This window comes from Chryseobacterium sp. ON_d1 (genome assembly GCF_006829085.1).
In the GTDB taxonomy this organism is placed as follows: Bacteria; Bacteroidota; Bacteroidia; order Flavobacteriales; family Weeksellaceae; genus Chryseobacterium.
This window is the reverse complement of record NZ_BJTC01000018.1, coordinates 36,479-52,699: the sequence shown is the minus strand read 5'-3', so window position 1 is coordinate 52,699 and position 16,221 is coordinate 36,479. Positions and strand designations below refer to the sequence as shown.

The 16,221-nt window shown below is 36.2% G+C and carries 18 protein-coding genes; 4 read left to right on the top strand and 14 right to left on the bottom strand.

Annotated features, from left to right (window positions below):
- Nucleotides 1–22: 22 nt before the first annotated feature.
- The gene (locus CRS_RS22670) at nt 23–823 is read right to left on the bottom strand and encodes a patatin-like phospholipase family protein (protein ID WP_142726225.1); all 801 of its coding nucleotides are present in this window, start codon (nt 821–823) and stop codon (nt 23–25) included.
- A gap of 180 nt (nt 824–1,003) precedes the next feature.
- Between CRS_RS22670 and CRS_RS22665 the strand changes: the two genes are divergently transcribed.
- On the top strand, nt 1,004–1,582 hold the full coding sequence (locus tag CRS_RS22665; protein ID WP_142726224.1) for a TetR/AcrR family transcriptional regulator: 579 nt from the start codon (nt 1,004–1,006) through the stop codon (nt 1,580–1,582).
- 39 nt (nt 1,583–1,621) lie between these two features.
- The gene (locus tag CRS_RS22660) at nt 1,622–2,584 is read left to right on the top strand and encodes a nuclear transport factor 2 family protein (protein ID WP_142726223.1); all 963 of its coding nucleotides are present in this window, start codon (nt 1,622–1,624) and stop codon (nt 2,582–2,584) included.
- 113 nt (nt 2,585–2,697) lie between these two features.
- Here CRS_RS22660 and lpdA read toward each other — a convergent pair whose 3' ends face one another.
- On the bottom strand, nt 2,698–4,086 hold the full coding sequence (gene lpdA / locus CRS_RS22655) for a dihydrolipoyl dehydrogenase (RefSeq protein WP_142726222.1): 1,389 nt from the start codon (nt 4,084–4,086) through the stop codon (nt 2,698–2,700).
- 228 nt (nt 4,087–4,314) lie between these two features.
- A complete protein-coding gene (locus tag CRS_RS22650) occupies nt 4,315–4,578 on the bottom strand; it encodes a hypothetical protein (protein WP_228451328.1) in 264 nt (87 codons plus the stop codon).
- Nucleotides 4,579–4,770: 192 nt separating this feature from the next.
- On the opposite strand from CRS_RS22650, the gene CRS_RS22645 reads away from it, so the two are divergent.
- Nucleotides 4,771–5,154 carry a hypothetical protein gene (locus CRS_RS22645; RefSeq protein WP_142726220.1) on the top strand — a complete coding sequence of 128 codons (384 nt, stop codon included), beginning with the start codon at nt 4,771–4,773 and terminating at the stop codon, nt 5,152–5,154.
- Between the two features lie 126 nt (nt 5,155–5,280).
- Complete coding sequence (locus tag CRS_RS22640) at nt 5,281–6,168, top strand: hypothetical protein (protein WP_142726219.1); 888 nt, start codon at nt 5,281–5,283, stop codon at nt 6,166–6,168.
- Between the two features lie 52 nt (nt 6,169–6,220).
- Here CRS_RS22640 and CRS_RS22635 read toward each other — a convergent pair whose 3' ends face one another.
- The 11 genes from CRS_RS22635 to CRS_RS22585 all read right to left on the bottom strand — a co-directional run bounded on the left by CRS_RS22635 (nt 6,221) and on the right by CRS_RS22585 (nt 16,137).
- On the bottom strand, nt 6,221–8,884 hold the full coding sequence (locus tag CRS_RS22635; RefSeq protein WP_142726218.1) for a beta-glucosidase: 2,664 nt from the start codon (nt 8,882–8,884) through the stop codon (nt 6,221–6,223).
- Nucleotides 8,884–10,329, bottom strand: coding sequence for an alpha-L-fucosidase (locus tag CRS_RS22630; protein ID WP_142726217.1), 1,446 nt, complete (start codon nt 10,327–10,329; stop codon nt 8,884–8,886). Before CRS_RS22630 ends, CRS_RS22635 begins: the two co-directional genes overlap by 1 nt.
- A 50-nt stretch (nt 10,330–10,379) precedes the next feature.
- Entirely contained in the window at nt 10,380–11,279 is a 900-nt protein-coding gene (locus CRS_RS22625; protein WP_142726216.1) for a TIGR01777 family oxidoreductase, read from the bottom strand.
- 272 nt (nt 11,280–11,551) lie between these two features.
- Nucleotides 11,552–12,256 carry a YqjF family protein gene (locus CRS_RS22620; protein ID WP_142726215.1) on the bottom strand — a complete coding sequence of 235 codons (705 nt, stop codon included), beginning with the start codon at nt 12,254–12,256 and terminating at the stop codon, nt 11,552–11,554.
- A gap of 17 nt (nt 12,257–12,273) precedes the next feature.
- Nucleotides 12,274–12,750: an SRPBCC family protein gene (locus CRS_RS22615; protein ID WP_142726214.1), complete on the bottom strand. Its 477-nt coding sequence runs from the start codon at nt 12,748–12,750 to the stop codon at nt 12,274–12,276.
- A 13-nt stretch (nt 12,751–12,763) separates the two neighbouring features.
- Nucleotides 12,764–13,582, bottom strand: a complete 819-nt coding sequence (locus tag CRS_RS22610) for a DCC1-like thiol-disulfide oxidoreductase family protein (protein ID WP_142726213.1) — start codon at nt 13,580–13,582, stop codon at nt 12,764–12,766.
- A 5-nt stretch (nt 13,583–13,587) separates the two neighbouring features.
- On the bottom strand, nt 13,588–13,953 hold the full coding sequence (locus CRS_RS22605; protein ID WP_142726212.1) for a hypothetical protein: 366 nt from the start codon (nt 13,951–13,953) through the stop codon (nt 13,588–13,590).
- Between the two features lie 132 nt (nt 13,954–14,085).
- A complete protein-coding gene (locus tag CRS_RS22600; RefSeq protein WP_142726211.1) occupies nt 14,086–14,496 on the bottom strand; it encodes a hypothetical protein in 411 nt (136 codons plus the stop codon).
- A gap of 7 nt (nt 14,497–14,503) precedes the next feature.
- Nucleotides 14,504–14,848, bottom strand: coding sequence for a hypothetical protein (locus tag CRS_RS22595; protein WP_142726210.1), 345 nt, complete (start codon nt 14,846–14,848; stop codon nt 14,504–14,506).
- A 70-nt stretch (nt 14,849–14,918) separates the two neighbouring features.
- Entirely contained in the window at nt 14,919–15,617 is a 699-nt protein-coding gene (locus CRS_RS22590; protein WP_142726209.1) for a hypothetical protein, read from the bottom strand.
- Nucleotides 15,618–15,633: 16 nt separating this feature from the next.
- Nucleotides 15,634–16,137, bottom strand: a complete 504-nt coding sequence (locus CRS_RS22585) for a GbsR/MarR family transcriptional regulator (RefSeq protein ID WP_142726208.1) — start codon at nt 16,135–16,137, stop codon at nt 15,634–15,636.
- Between the last annotated feature and the right edge of the window lie 84 nt (nt 16,138–16,221).

Here is a 16,221-nt window from a genome sequence, read left to right as displayed (position 1 = left end):
TCCTGCATTGCTGCGGGATTTTTTATGTTCCGGATTGTTTTAGTTCTGTAAAAAAACCGCTGGATTCATAACTCTCTTTGGCTGCTTTGTAACCGATATTAAAAATCTCTTCCAATCTGTCTTTTCTACGCTCAAAAGTTCCATAAGATGCGAGCTTCTGTGAAGAAATGAACCAGTCACAATAATCAAATTTTATTCTTTCTATTCTATAGGAAAGAAGGTCATAAGAACGGGAAACAATTGCTTTGATTGAATTCAGATCTTTGATCTTGGCTTCATTGGGTGGAGATACAAATACCCCAATCAGCTTATCACAGTCATCCCTGATGATATCTGCCGGAAAATTGTTCAATACCCCACCATCACAGTACATTTCGTCACCAATGATGTAAGGAGTTGTTATTCCCGGGATGGAACACGACGCAATGATCGCATCAACGATCTCAAAATCTTTGTCAAAAATTTTCTGGGTTCCGGCAACCAGCTCTGTTGCTACAATTTTCACTTCGATGTCCAGATCTCCCAGTTTCATTTCATGAAAAATAGGTTTCAGATAGTTTCTGAAAATCACTGAAGAAACCAACCCTGGCTGATTAAACGTAAAATGTTTCCAGTTGAAAAAATAGACAGAATTGAAAAATTCCAGAATTTCTTCCGGGGTTTTTCCTATCGCATGCAGACATCCTACAATAGATCCTGCGCTGCAGCAGGAAAGGATGTCAACCTCAATGCTTTTTTCCTGTAAGAATTTTATTACGCCTGCGTGAGCGATTCCTTTGGTACCGCCTCCTGATAAAACAAGTCCTACTCTTTCAAAATTCATAGAATAAATGTATGAAAACAGGCTGAAATAATTAAGTTAATTTTTATAAATATGACGATTTTAAAATTATTTTAATAAAAAGCCATTAAAAAATTAGATTCTGCCCCTTAAGAATAATTAAAGAAATCATTAACAACATATTTAATTTGGAACGATCGGTTTAAATTGTATATTTGCAGTATGCCAAGAAATAAAGAATTTGACTATACAGAAAAGCTGGAATCAGCCCGTAATCTCTTTTGGGAAAAGGGATATCATGCGACTTCTATGCATGATATAGTTGATGCAATGAAGCTGAACAGAAGCAGTATTTATGATACCTACGGCAATAAGCATGACTTATTTTTAAAATGCCTGTCAAATTATGCTGATTTTAAAGAGGAGCAATATTCCCAAGCGTTACAGGCAAAAAATAAAGGTATAAGCGCACTTGAAAATATCATTCGCGATGTTGTTGAACAAACCATAACTGATAATAAGGCTTGTCTTACGGTAAAGACCATTTTTGAAATTGTTCCGGAAGATCAGGAAGTAAGGCAGTTCCTCTTGAAAAGTGGCAAATCCTTACACGCTATTTTAGAAAAAGCAATCGTACAGGCTCAGCAGAATGGTGATCTTAAAAGTGAAAGCTCATCTCCGATTATTGCCCGGTATATCCTGTCTTCTTTCAGCAGTTTTTGGAGTCATTATAACTTGACCCAGAACAAAAAAGAAGTGATGGAAATGGTCGATTTTTTAATAGAACAAATCAAAAAATAAATTTTTTTGTCTTATTTTGGAACGATTGGTTTAAAATAAATGAAAAGCAAAATTACAATAATTACGACTCTTTTCGTATTGACAACAAAGATCAATGCTCAACAAAGAGTATCAATAAAACAACAAAAGCATATGAACAATACAGACTTGACAGCTCTTCGGAAAAACAAAGTGAAAATTTATTTTAAAAAGGTGGATGACGGGCAATTTGACGAGGAATATTTCAACCTCTATACAGAGGATGTAGAAATATATTATCCTAAATTCGGGTTTGAAAAGGGAAAAAATGGAATCAGGAATTTTGGAAAGGTAATGGGTAGTCATCTGCAAAACCTTAGTCATGATATTGATAATTTCAAATATGTAATCTCTGATCATACTATTGTGGTAGAAGGAACAGAAAGTGGAACTACACGATCCGGAAAAAAATGGCCTGATTATAAGATTTCACACGGTAAATTCTGCAATATATTTGAATTTGAAGGAGAATTTATTAAAAGGGTTCATGTCTATGTAGATCCTGATTTTGCATCTGAAGATACCGACAGGGTACATATTTTCAAAAACTTACTGAAAGATATGGGTGAAAAATATAGAGCATCAACACGAGAAGTTATAGATGAATTCTTTGCTTTACAATTCGGTGAAAAGAAAGGAAATATTTTAGATTTATTTTCTGAAAACGTAGACTGGGACCTCCCTGGAAATAAAGACAAATTTTCATGGGCGGGTAAAAGACAGACAAAGAAAGAAATAGAAGAGTTTTTTAAAGAATTATACTCAAATGTCAAACCGGAAAAGTTTGAAATTGACTTTATCGCTGTTAATGGCGAGAATGCAACTGTTACCGGGCATCTGTCTTCTAAAATTCTTGCTTACAACAAGGTATTTAAGACCGAGTTTGTCATAATTTTTAAAGTGCTAGATGGTAAGATTGTAAAATATCATTTTATGGAAGACAGTTATAAACTCGATGAAGAAATGCAGTCTACCATTCAATAGGAACTCCATTGGAAGTAATAAACATTAACTAAAAAAGCCGGAGAAACAAATAGTTTCTCCGGCTCTTTATTATTTAATTGATGTCAACCTGATGAATGACGATCAATAATATATTAGATGTGGATCACCTCACCGTAAGCAGCAGCAGCAGCCTCCATAATAGCTTCAGAAACTGTTGGGTGCGGGTGGATAGACTTGATGATTTCGTGACCTGTAGTTTCAAGTTTTCTCGCTACAACAGCTTCAGCAACCATATCAGTTACTCCGTCACCGATCATGTGGCATCCTAACCACTCACCGTATTTGGCATCAAAAATCACTTTGATAAATCCGTCTGTATTTCCGTTTGCAGTAGCTTTACCGCTGGCAGAAAGAGGGAATTTACCTACTTTGATTTCATATCCTTTTTCTTTAGCCTGCTTTTCAGTAAGACCTACAGAAGCTACTTCAGGGTGGCAGTATGTACATCCAGGGATATTGCCATAGTCGATTTTTTCAACGTGCAGACCTTTGATTTTTTCCACACAAGTAATCCCTTCTGCAGAAGCAACGTGAGCCAATGCCTGAGTTGGGATAAGGTCTCCGATCGCATAGTAACCCGGTACTGATGTTTCATACCATTCGTTTACCAATACTCTTCCTTTATCTGTCTGGATTCCCACTTCTTCCAATCCGATGTTCTCAATATTTGCAGCAATACCTACAGCTGATAAAAGGATATCAGCTTCAAGCGTAATATTTCCGTTAGCTGTTTTTACATTAGCTTTTACGCCTTCACCGCTTGTATCAACACTTTCTACAGAAGCGTTTGTCATAATTTCGATTCCTGATTTTTTCAGAGATTTCTCCAAGTGCTTAGAGATTTCTTCATCTTCCACAGGTACGATGTTTGGCATAAATTCAACAATAGTAACCTTCGTTCCCATTGTGTTATAGAAATCAGCAAATTCTACTCCGATTGCTCCAGAACCTACAACGATCATAGATTTTGGCTGCTCAGGAAGAGATAATGCCTGTCTGTATCCGATTACTTTCTTACCATCCTGCGGTAAGTTGGGTAATTCTCTTGAACGAGCTCCCGTAGCGATGATGATATGATTTCCTGAATATTCAGTGACCTTACCATCTTTGTCTGTCACAGAAACTTTTTTACCTTTCTGTACTTTTGCAGTACCAAGAATTACGTCAATCTTATTCTTTTTCATCAAGAATTCGATTCCTTTGCTCATTTTATTGGCAACACCACGGCTTCTCTGGATCACATTCGGAAATTCAAAGCTTGCTTCCACTTTATTCAAACCATAATCTTCAGCATGGTTGATATAATGAAAAACCTGAGCAGATTTCAATAAAGCTTTAGTTGGAATACATCCCCAGTTAAGGCAGATTCCTCCTAAATTTTCTTTTTCGATAATTGCGGTTTTGAAACCCAATTGTGCTGCTCTGATCGCAGTAACATATCCACCAGGACCACTTCCAATGACAATAATATCGTAATTCATTACTTTAAAAATTTTTATGCGAATTTAAGGAAAAATATTGGATGTTTCATGTTTCTGCAAATTGATCTTAAAATGCATCTACAAGCCATTTTTATTCAATTTTAAACAAAGAAAGAGAACACAAAACGCATTCTCTTTCAATAATTTTTATTTTATACTGAAAACTTTTCAAATTTAAAAAATATAAAAAACTGCTTTTCTCATTTTAATAACTGCAGAGGTTCTGTATTATTTTGCCTGTCTAAGCAATCGTTTCTCAGTCGCATATCTCGCATTTAAAGCTTTCATCTGATCTCTTTTCATTTGTTTAGTGGCTAACGGATGATTAAGGATCAGTTTTTTTTCTGTGTTATATTTTTTGGTAAGCTCCTGCATTTTAATATTTACCAACTCGTTTTTTGAAGGATGTGGTGGAGCCGGCGGATGTTTTTGTGCTGAAACGTTCATTGATAAACCTAGTAACAATACTGTTGAAATTAATAACTTTTTCATAATGTTCATATTTTTGAATGGATTTAATTAATTCATCTTTTTATTAATTAATCCATCATGGTTCATTATAAATATTACATATATCGTACCAATATTTCTGTTGAAAATAAAACAGGCATCAAAATAAAAAAAATAAATACTGCTGGGAACCTGCTATTTTCATACATTTATTCATCTTTTAAATAAGCACTTATGAAGACTGTGAAAAAAACTCAACTGACCAAAGACAGTATCTGGCTGAAGGAACCTGAAGACCATGATTTTCCTGCAGCACAAGACTATCTGGAACTACTTTTCCAACCCGATGAAGTACAAAAAATGGTTAAAAAATTAAAGGCCGCTCCCACTATCATAAAAAAATCGAAAGATATTTTAAGAGCCAGTAAGCTTTCCCTTCTTCCGGAAACCAATATTCATGTAAAAGAAAACCTGAAAAAAGTGGAGAAAAATAAAAAGCTTTCACCTATACTGCTGGTACGGGGAGAGCATGAACTGATCATTGCAGATGGCTATCACCGCTTATGCTGCAGTTATTATCTTACAGAAGATCTGGAGGTGCCATGCAGGCTTATTTAATAAACTATGCAAATAACTCCTATCACTAAAAAAGTGATTTATCTAAAAACATTCAAATTATTGTTTTTCAGTAGATTTTTTAGCATTTTTTTTTAATATTTTTGTTAGAAACCAAAATTTAGAAATATGAAAAAATACATCTTGATCCTCTTTTTTGGAGCAGTTCCCTTAACTGCACAAGTAGGTATTAATACTACCACCCCCAACAGTACACTCGCTGTAAATGGTTCATTAAGGGCAGGCTACACTCAGGTCACTGCCACAAACTATTCTATTCTGGCTACTGACCATTACATCACATATAATGGAACAGCCGATGCCACTTTTACACTCCCGGTCATCGGAACCGGTACAACGAGTTTTACAGGGAGAATTTATAAGATTAAAAACATTTCTCCAAATAATATTACGCTTCAGGCATCAAGCGGTAATACCTTAAGGATTGACAACACTCCTGTCTCTTCTTTTGTAATCCCTACCGGCGCTTATGCCGAAGTGGTGAACAACAGCAATACTTCCGGAGGGACATGGGATTTATCTTTTACGGTTCTTCCCAAGCCAAGCAACGTGGAAATTTATGGTACACAGCTCTTCATTCCTCCTCATGCACTTGGAACCGCAGCTCTTGCCGACTGGACCAATCATGCTAATGCAGGCTATGATTCAGGTGCTGCAACAGACAGGTGGTGGATCGTGAGTAAAACATCTGTGGACAGAGCCCAAACAGCTGCTTACTCCAATGCCAGCAGAATGACCCTTGTTTATGAATATCAGGGTACTCCTTTCAATGTTACCAATATGTATCCTATTCTTACTGCAGGAAACAACTCAAGTTTCCCGGATGTATTTACAGCATCCTTTGTGAGTCTTGCCAATAACGGAACTGCTGGGAGAACCCGTCTTACCGTTTCAGTGGCCCGTGTAGACTTTATCGGTACGAACGGTGCCACTACCAATAACAGTAACTGGGCAGGAACATTCTTATTGAACGTTTTACTGGCCAGAAAATACTAGACCATCTCCAGAATATATACAAAAAGAGCAGAAATTTCTGCTCTTTTTATGACTATAAAACTTCAATATTCTGTTTTAAAGGAAGATTTTTTGATGAATTTCCCACCATAATTCTGTACGTTCCTTTTTCTACAATCCATTCCATCTTTTCATTCAGAAACTGCAACTGTTTCACAGGAACTTCGATAGTAACGGATTTTGATTCTCCGGGCTTTAATTCTATTTTCTGAAATCCCTTAAGCTCAATGACCGGCCTTGAAACCGAAGCCAGCAGGTCTTTCACATACAGCTGAACAACTTCACTTCCTGCTTTCGAACCTGTATTTTTCACATTTACTTTAGCAGTAATGGTTTCATTCTCCGAATACTGGCTTTTGTTCAACTGTAAATCAGAGATTTCAAAAGTAGTATAACTTAATCCGAAACCAAAGGGATATAGCGGCTCACCACTCAGGTCGTAATAGTCATTTCCTCTTCCCGTCGGATGATGATTGTAGGTCAATGGCAGCTGCCCCTCTTCCACAGGAAAAGTAAGAGGCAATTTTCCGGATGGATTCTCAGCACCGAAGAGTGTTTTTGCCACTACATTTCCACCTTCTTCTCCCGGATACCAAATATCCATGATCGCTCCAACCTTATCTTTCCATGCTGTTGTTTTTATGGCTGAACCTCCTACCAAAACAACTGCAGTTGGCTTATTTAATTTTGAAACTTCATGAATAAACGCTTCCTGATTTCCCGGCAGGCTTAAAGATGAACGGTCCTGAAATTCTCCTTCATGAATTCCGGCTGTAACAATGATGTAATCTGCATTGTGGGCGAGATTCAAAGCCTCATTAAAATCTTTCTGATAATCATGCAACCCATAATTCCAGATCAGTTCCAGATTGGCTTCACCACGGTTTTCATGAAATTCAATTGTAATGCTGTATTTCTTTCCTTTTATAAAATCTACATCGATCGTTTTTGTGGAATAACTCAGTTTTTCCCATTGGTCAATAACCAGCTTCCCGTCAAGATATAGCCTGAAACCGTCATTCCCCCGTAATCCCAGTTGGTATTTACCGGAATCCGGGGCTTCCAATTTTCCGGTCCAGCGGATGCTATATTGATCCGGCTGAAGCTTTTCAGGGTTGGGAGAGTATAAAGTCCATATGAAATTGAACTGCTCATCCTGCTTTTCAAAAGCAGGATTACCTTTTAAATCAGTGTTGGAAAAATACATTCCTTTTAACCCTTTTTTATTTTCAGACGAGAGATATTTATCAGAAATTGTGGTAAAATCTTTTATATTCCAATCGATACCTTTTGAATAAATGATTTCAATATCTTTATTTTTTACATAATTTTTAAGACCTTCCAGGATATTTACTTTTTTATTGCCCGGTCCTGAATAACCGCCTAACCTTGCATCCACCGCATCTGTTCCCACCATAAGAATCTTTTTTATATTTTCGGGAACAGGAAGTGTATGATTATTGTTCTGAAGCAATACAAAGGATTCTGCAGCTACCTCTTCCGCCAACGGCTTATAATTCAGCTTTTTTAATTCTTCAACTTCTTTAGGTGAGACATAGGGGTTTTCAAACAATCCGAGTTCAAACTTGGCTCTCAGCACTCTTGATACAGCATCATCAATTCTTTCTTTTGAGATTCTGCCATCCAGAAACGGAGGGATAAAGAGCTTATAATGTTTATATTCTGTCTGAAAGATCACGTCAAGCCCTGCATTAATAGCCTGTGCAGATGCATCATCATAATCTTTTGCCGTAAAATGCAGGACATTTGCGCCTCCCACTGCACTTGCATCACTGATTACAAAACCTTTGAAACTCCAGTCTTTTTTTAATTTTTCTGTCAGCAGCCAGTGATTGGCCGTTGAAGGTCTTCCGTCAAGCAGATTGTAGGAAGTCATCACCGACCGGCTTTTTCCTTTTGTAAATGCATTATAAAAAGGGATTAAATGAGTCTCTTCCAGATATCTTCTACTCCAGTGAATGGGATAAGAATCTCTTCCTCCTTCGCCTACATTGGCTAAAAAGTGTTTGGGTGTCGTAATAATTCCCATATTTTCAAAGGAACTGACAAAACTGACTCCCATTACAGATGTCAAAAAAGGATCTTCACCATATGTTTCTTCCGTTCTTCCCCACCTCACATCACTGGCCAGATTCACTACCGGTGTCAGAATCTGGCGGATTCCTCTTAATTTTGATTCTTTTGCAATGGCTGCTGAAACCTGAGCCATCAGTTCCGGATTGAAAGTAGCAGCCAGACCTATTGCCTGTGGAAAAGCGGTAGTACCTTCCCTTACCAACCCATGCAAAGCCTCATCAAAAGGAATAATCGGAATCCCTAACCTCGATTCTTCAACGAAATATTTCTGGATCGCATTGATCTTTTTTACCAGTCTTTCCGCATCTTCACCGGCATTGTATTTCAGTAACTGCCCCGCAGCTCCACCTCCCTGATTTTCGGCACTCACCTGCAGTCCAAAAATCCCATGAAAATATTGTCCTTTCGGTACATTATCCAAATCCCCGGGAATCATAAAGCACTGCCAGAATTTTTCTTCGGGCGTCATTCTCTTCAACAGGTCCTGAACCCGGGTTTCAACAGGTTGTTTGGGGTCTTTATATAGAGGCTTCTGAGCGGAAACAGAGATAACACTCAACCATAATGCAGCTCCTGTAAGTTTAAAACGAAACAATCTCATTATTGTATAATTTGAATGACGGTTGCATATTTCAGAGCTTTCCTTTCTTCAGGTAATTTGATTTCCATGATATTTCCTTCTGTTTTTTTCCATTGAATTTTTGATGAAATCCCCAGTACTTTCAAAGATTTAGGTTTAAAATTTTCCGGAACTGAGAAAGTAAGCACTGCCGGGGCCTTATATTCTGACTGTTCATTAAGATGGAAAACATTCACCGTTTTATGGTCTTTACTTTGGGTATAATAGTAGTTTCCTTCGTGATAGGGAGCAATACTTCTGGTTGCAAAAACAGCAGACCCGTTTTTGTCCATCCATCCCGAAATCTGATGTAATCTTTCATAGACAATGGCATCATAATCACCATTAGGTCCGGGAGCAATATTCATCAGGTAATTTCCTCCTCTTGAAATAATTTTAACCAGGGTTTCAATGATCTTTTGAGAAGATTTATAGTGGTCATCCGGAACGTAAGAAAAGGAATCCCCCATAGTGATACAGCTTTCCCAGGGAATGGAAAGAGCTTGTTCCGGAACCGCCTGTTCAGGGGTCACATAGTTTTCCCATTTGCCGGGAACGGTACGGTCGACAATGATAATCCCAGGCTGATTTTTTCTGGCCATACTTCCTATTTTGTCCATGTCAATATCCTGCTCTACTTTGATGGTACGCTGCCATTCTACTTTCGGATCTATGGTGTTGAAAGGACGGACCCAGCCCCCATCCAGCCAAAGAATATCAATTTTTCCGTAATTGGAAGTAATTTCATTTAATTGATTGAATGTAAATTTTTTAAAGCTCTCCCATCTTTCCGGGTATTTCTTGGGATCATAATTGACATTTCTGTCTTTTGGCGGAAAGTAGGACCACCAGTAATCATCGGAATGCCAGTCAGGCTTTGAAAAATAAGCTCCTATTTTAAACCCTTCCTGTCGGAAAGTGTCAAAAATTTCCTTTGTCACATCTGATTTTGGATTTTTTGAAAATGGTGTTTTGGCTGAGGTAATTTTATAATCTGACTGCCGGGTATCAAACATGGCAAAACCATCATGATGCTTGGTGGTAAAAACCACGTATTTCATTCCTGCTTTTTTTACGGCATCAGCCCATTTTTGAGGGTTAAACTGAGTAGGGTTGAAAGTGGTCTGAAGGTTTTCATAATTCTTTACATATTCACAGTAAGAGTTCCCATGTTCAGGCTTTCTCTGGGTCCAGGATTCGTCTTCAGGACATAAGCTCCAGCTTTCAACAATTCCCCACTGGCTGTAGGTTCCCCAATGCATAAACAGTCCGAATTTCATATCCTGCCATTGGTCCAGGTTCTGAATAACAAGAGGATCTGTGGGTTTCTGATATCCGTCAGACACATTATGAGCCTGTGAAAATACTACTGAACTTATTAAAAAAGAGGAAAGGAAAAAAGGTTTTATTTTGGATATCACCAACATATGGAATAGTTTTCCGCTAATTTAATTATCCTTTGGGAAACCCACAAACATTAGGATCTCAAGAGATTAAGAATTGCTTCATCAAATCCGGGATATGAAAACTGAAATCCGCTTTTCAGGAGTCTCTCAGGATACACATTACGGCTTTTCAGAAGCAGTTCCGTTTCGGTTTTCAGAAAGACAGAGACTATTTCCAGTTGCCACACCGGAGCATTGAGTCCAAAAGGCATTTTCAGTTCTTTTCTCAGTTTTTTCATCATATTTTCATTAGATAGCGAAGCGGGTGCAGTGATATTAAAAGCTCCTGAAATATCTTCATGCTGAATTATCCATTCTATGGCTTTACAGAAATCTTCAATATGAATCCAGCTTACCATCTGATTCCCTCTGCCCTGTTTTCCTCCTAGCCCCAGCTTTGTAAGCATTTTTAGCTTAGGAAATGCTCCACCATTATTGCCCAGAACAATGGATGTGCGAAGCGCAACTTTCCGTATTCCTTCATTTTGAACTGCAAAGAATTCTTTCTCCCAGCTTTTGCAGATATTCATTGAAAAGTCATCTCCGATAATCCCGTTTTGCTCCGTGTTCAGGTGTTGTTCAGAATGAATATAAATAGTTGCAGAGCTCGCATTCAACCATATTTTGGGTTTTTCAGAACATTCATCTACCGCTTTCTGTAATATTCTTGTACTGTCAATTCTTGAGGAGTAGATTTCTTTTTTATTTTTCTCATGATACCGGCAATCCACAGATTTCCCTGTAAGATTAATCAGTACATCTGCTTTTTCCAAACTGCTTTTCCATTCACCTATGGTTTGGGCATCCCAATAGATTTCGTTTTTACGCACAGGTTTGCGGGTGAGGATGCAGACCTGATTTCCTTTTTCTGTAAAGTATTTTTCTAAGTTTTCGCCAAGAAACCCGGTTCCTCCGGCTATGATTATTTTCATTGTTTTAAAGTTTAAGTTTCGGGGTAAGATTTAAGGTTTTAACCGTAGATTTTCACAGATGGCTGTAGCTGATATTTCATTTTATTTTAACAATTTAAAAAAAAATCAAATATTTTTAAAAACTCATGTGAACTTTATTTAATGCAATGATATCATCTTCATTTACTTAAGTATCTAAAAAGCTTTTGCGGTATTTGTGGTTAGTTTTTTCCCGCAGATGTAACAGATTTTCACAGATGATTGAGGATAGGGTTCTTTTCCTCAATGGATTATTAGCTGATATATTTCTTGGTTTTGACTTGAATTTCTGAGCCATCGGCAAGCATTACAGAAACAGGCTGCTGATGATTCAAACCTTCAAAATCATTTCCGTAGATCTTTTGAAAATCAATTTTCAGTTGATAGTCATTTACGGTGTAGCTATTCCATTTCGGGTGGCATACTTCATATTCTGAAGTAGTATTTTCTTTTTTTGTAAAGCCAAAATAATGCTCTGTGATAAACGCAAATTCTGAATTTTCTTCCATCGGTTTAGCTCTGTTCTCAGCCATAATCTGAATAGAATACCAGCTTTTATCTTTCCATGAGTACCGGATCAGCAGTTCGTCTTCTTTTTCATGGATGAGGTTCTTCATAGGCATCGTGTGATAATTTTCTTTATAAATGGTATTCGCAACAAAACTTAGTGCAGGTTTGGGAACGATTTCCTTAATAAAAACCACACCTCTTTTCCATACTCCTTTTTCTTTTTTCTTTACATAAAATCTCAGGTTTACTTCTTCAAAATTGCGGTGAAAAGGAATGGACACCCCCAACAGGGTAGTATTTAAAAACATAAATCCCACAAGACTTACATAGCATTTGCTATTATAAAAATCGAGCTCTGTACCTTTGGGCAGGTATGGTAATAAAATATCGGGATTAATTTCGTAATTGATGATGGCCAGCTTTCTCCATTCTGCTTTTAAAAAGTTCATAACTGTATGTTTTTAGGTTAAAAAACTGCAATCCCGTCACGGGTAGAAGATTCTGCAAAGGTTTTGATCATTTCATTTCTTTTGATCAGAAAGCTTGTAAGATAGCCCTTGAGAAAAATGGCATTGAATAATTCTCCAATGATACCTAGCGGAGATTCGAACTGAAAAATATCGGTCATCAATGTTTTCCCGTTTACAGATTTAAAAATATGTCTGTGACGCATAGATCTGAAAGCTCCTTTCTGCATGACATCAACGAATTGAAACGGCTTTTCCATGCTGACAATTTTTGTAGTGAGGTTTTGATAAACGCCCAGATGTTTTGCTCTCCATGTTACCGTTTCATTTTCTTCAATCAGTCCCGAAGTACGTCCTGCAATGGCTTTTTCATGTGATTTTGATGTTGACTGCTGATGCAGATCAATATTTCTTGCCACATCAAAAACATAGTGAATGTCTGCATTAATTACAGTATTTAAATAGATGGTTGACATTTTTTTTAAGATTTTAAATTTTAATGTTTGTAAGAATAATGATCATCAACGCTATTATTCTGAACAATATCCATGAGATGGTAGGAAGAAGATTCAGCTTTAGTATTCTGCATCTTCTCAGGTGTTCCAGAAACATAACCAAGACTACAGCTCCAAAGTATATCAGATAAAAGACAGGGTGAAAATCGGTCATCAGAGCAGGAATTAACAGTAAAGTCCCGATTAAAGAAACGGTCATCATATTTCCGAGATAATCCCAGATTTTATCTTTGAGATAGCTTTTTAAAAAGAGGCTCTGCCAAGCGATCTGACCGAGGCAAACAGCAAATTCTCTCGAGAAATTTCGTTCTAAATTAAAATCCAGCTTCAAGGAAAATTCACTTAAGATATATGCCGAAAAAATAACAACAAAACTGATGTATGCTATTCTATATTTCAGGTTAAAATCCGGAACACAAGATTGTTCTGTATAATCTTTTGAGGAAGGAATAATCTGTTTTCTATTATAAGAAACGAAGGAATACAATTTTTGAAAAAACCAATAGAGAGGTCCTTTTCGAGCAATTTTTGCCAACAATGGAAAAGAGTTTCCAATGATGACAAGCAGACTGTCTAATCCGTAAACGACTTCATTTTTGTTGTGATCTACCAAAGCAATTTCATTTTTCGCCCGGTTGAAGTCTATTAAGATCTTATTTCTCATTGAGATTTCCGTAAATGCTTCCCTTCCGTCTTCGTCCAGCATTCCGCATTTTATGAAACCTTTGGAATAGAAATTACACATCGGACATTCATTGTCGTATATCAGGGTCTGGTTTTTGAGTGTTTTCATCGTAATTATTTATAAGGTTCATAACTGTTGTAACAATCATATACATAAAGGATGGCCATTATAGGCGTATAAAACAAAGCCAGAATCAGGAAGACACCCATGAGAGCCATTGTAAATTCAGTATAGATTTTTTGGTCAATCAAAAGCAGACATATCCAGACAGGCATGATGGTTAATCCATATACTCTGAACTCAGATGTTTGTTTTAGTTTTAAAAATAGCCTGATCAGATAACTTATCAATTGCACTCCTCCAACCACATAATAGAATTCTATAAATTTCCAGTCTTTATAATGCATCACAGCACCCACAATACTGATTATTAGAATAATCAATTGGATAAAGTAATCGTATTTCGTAAATGTTTTCATGGTAGTTATTATTTAAAGTGATCCTTTTCGTCTGAAATAAATAATCAGGAATAAGTGAATGATTAAATTTTTCATAATTATGGTTTGTTTTATATTTTCAGTAATTTTTGAAATATGGATTCAAATAAAAAATCAGTTTCTTTCAAAATCAGTAGTCTGATTACTTTCTATGTTTTCTTTGTTCAAAGCATGTCTCCGTCCTTTCAGGAATAGTAACAGATTCAGAAGCATCATTATTCCCAGATATATTGAAAATCCTCCGATTTTTTTACTCAGCGCTACCACCAGCCTTTCCACGGTTTCAATTTGAAAGAATTCTATGATGCATAAAGCAAAGCCAATATTTAAAAGATAAAAACCTATTTTAAAAAGAGAATTGGTTGCCATGGCAATATCTTTTTTCTGGTGAAAAATATCAATCATGAATGTTTTTGAATTTTTAAATAAAAACTGGGAGACCAATACGGTAAGGGTAATTACGATCGGTAAATAGATCATGTACGCTGAAAAATTATACGTTGCGGTTAAAACTGTAGCTGCCATAATAGTATTATTTTAATGTTAATTTATTTCTTAAAAAGTAAAGCGCGAAAATGTTCATATAATGTAATACACAGAGGATTAAAACGATACTTCCTACTCTCATTGCTGTAATACTTATCATTTCCTCCAGGCTGTTTATTTTGTTCCAGGTTGTAAGATTGATAGCGATATATCCTAAATTCAACAAGTAATAACATCCAAGAAGTATCCTGTTAATTGTCAGGCAGAGACCTTCATCATGGAGCAGATATTTTAAATACGCTTTTCCTTCATGGTAACACCTTCTTCCTACATCAATCGTTATGTATGAACTGATGGTTAAAAACAGTATATATGAAACAATATTGAACATTTTATAAATTTTATATTTTCAGTAATTTCTGAAAGTTTATTTGAAATAAAAAAGGATTTTCATCCTTTGATTATTGCAGTTTATTTTTCTTAAGATACTCTTTTATAGCAGACCAGATAGAAAACTTGCAGGTGCTATCTCTAATCGTGTCTGATTTTCCTTTATTATAGAAAATATATACATCTCTGGTAGTACAATCACCATCTTTCGGAATTTCCCTTATTTCATTTTCAGTTTTTACAAAATAAGCCCATGTTGTTCTATCTATCGCTTTTAGATTTCCACCTTCCTGGCGGATAAAATAATGATTATTTTTATTTATAACAGTTATTGAGTCTTTTTCCTGATGAAAGCAACCTGTAGATTTAAAGACCAATTTTGCTTCTGAATCTTTTAGGTTTTCAAAAACTGATTTGTTATTTTTTTTTACCAAGCTGTCAAGAGCGATTCTTATTCTGTACGTTTTAGATTCATCTACTTTTATTTCTTTTCTGATAGTTTCTCCAAAATTATTTTCGTAAACAAATGAGTATTTTCCTTCTTTTATGCTGTCCAGTTTTATATTAGAATTTAAAGACAAGGCCCACTTTTCAGGTTCTAAAATTTTGAATATCTTTTCATCCTTGTAAATTTCAATCTTATACAAATCATTTATCTTATGATTATAAGGATCAGAATTTTCTTTATAAATGTCAAAACCGGCATTCACATTTTTCTGGCAACTGATTATTAAAAAGCCTGAAATAAATAATAAAAGAAGATTTTTCATGTGTGGAATCATTCGTTTATTTCAACAGATTGGTAATCTTCCCTACCAGCCAGTGGTCATCACTTTTGATGGCCAGATCCATGATATTGTTGATTTTTCCGGTTACCGAACTGAAGTCATTCATCAGCTTGATAAATTCCCTGGCTTCTTCTGAATCCTTATCGTCAATATTCTTTAATTCTTCCAGAAAAGAAATGACAGGTTCAATTTCTCTTTTTCTGCGTTCTTTGGTAATTTGCTTGAAAAGGTACCAGACATCTTTTTCTGCAACGAAATATTCTTTTCTGTCTCCTTTTATCAGCTCTTTTTTCACAATCCCCCAGTCGATCAGGCCGCGAAGATTCATATTGGCATTTCCTCTTGAAATCTCCAGCTGTTCCATCACTTCATCGGTAGAAAGTGGTCTGTCACTTGCCAGAAGCAGTGCATGCACCTGTGCCATGGTACGGTTGATTCCCCAATTGGTAGCAAAGGTTCCCCAGGTCTGAATGTATTTTTCTTTTGCTTCTGAAAGTTGCATCTTGTTTTTCTTTTAAATTTCCTGTAACAAATATAATTATATTTTTTGAACTTTCAATAATTTTTGAAAATTAATTTAAAAAGA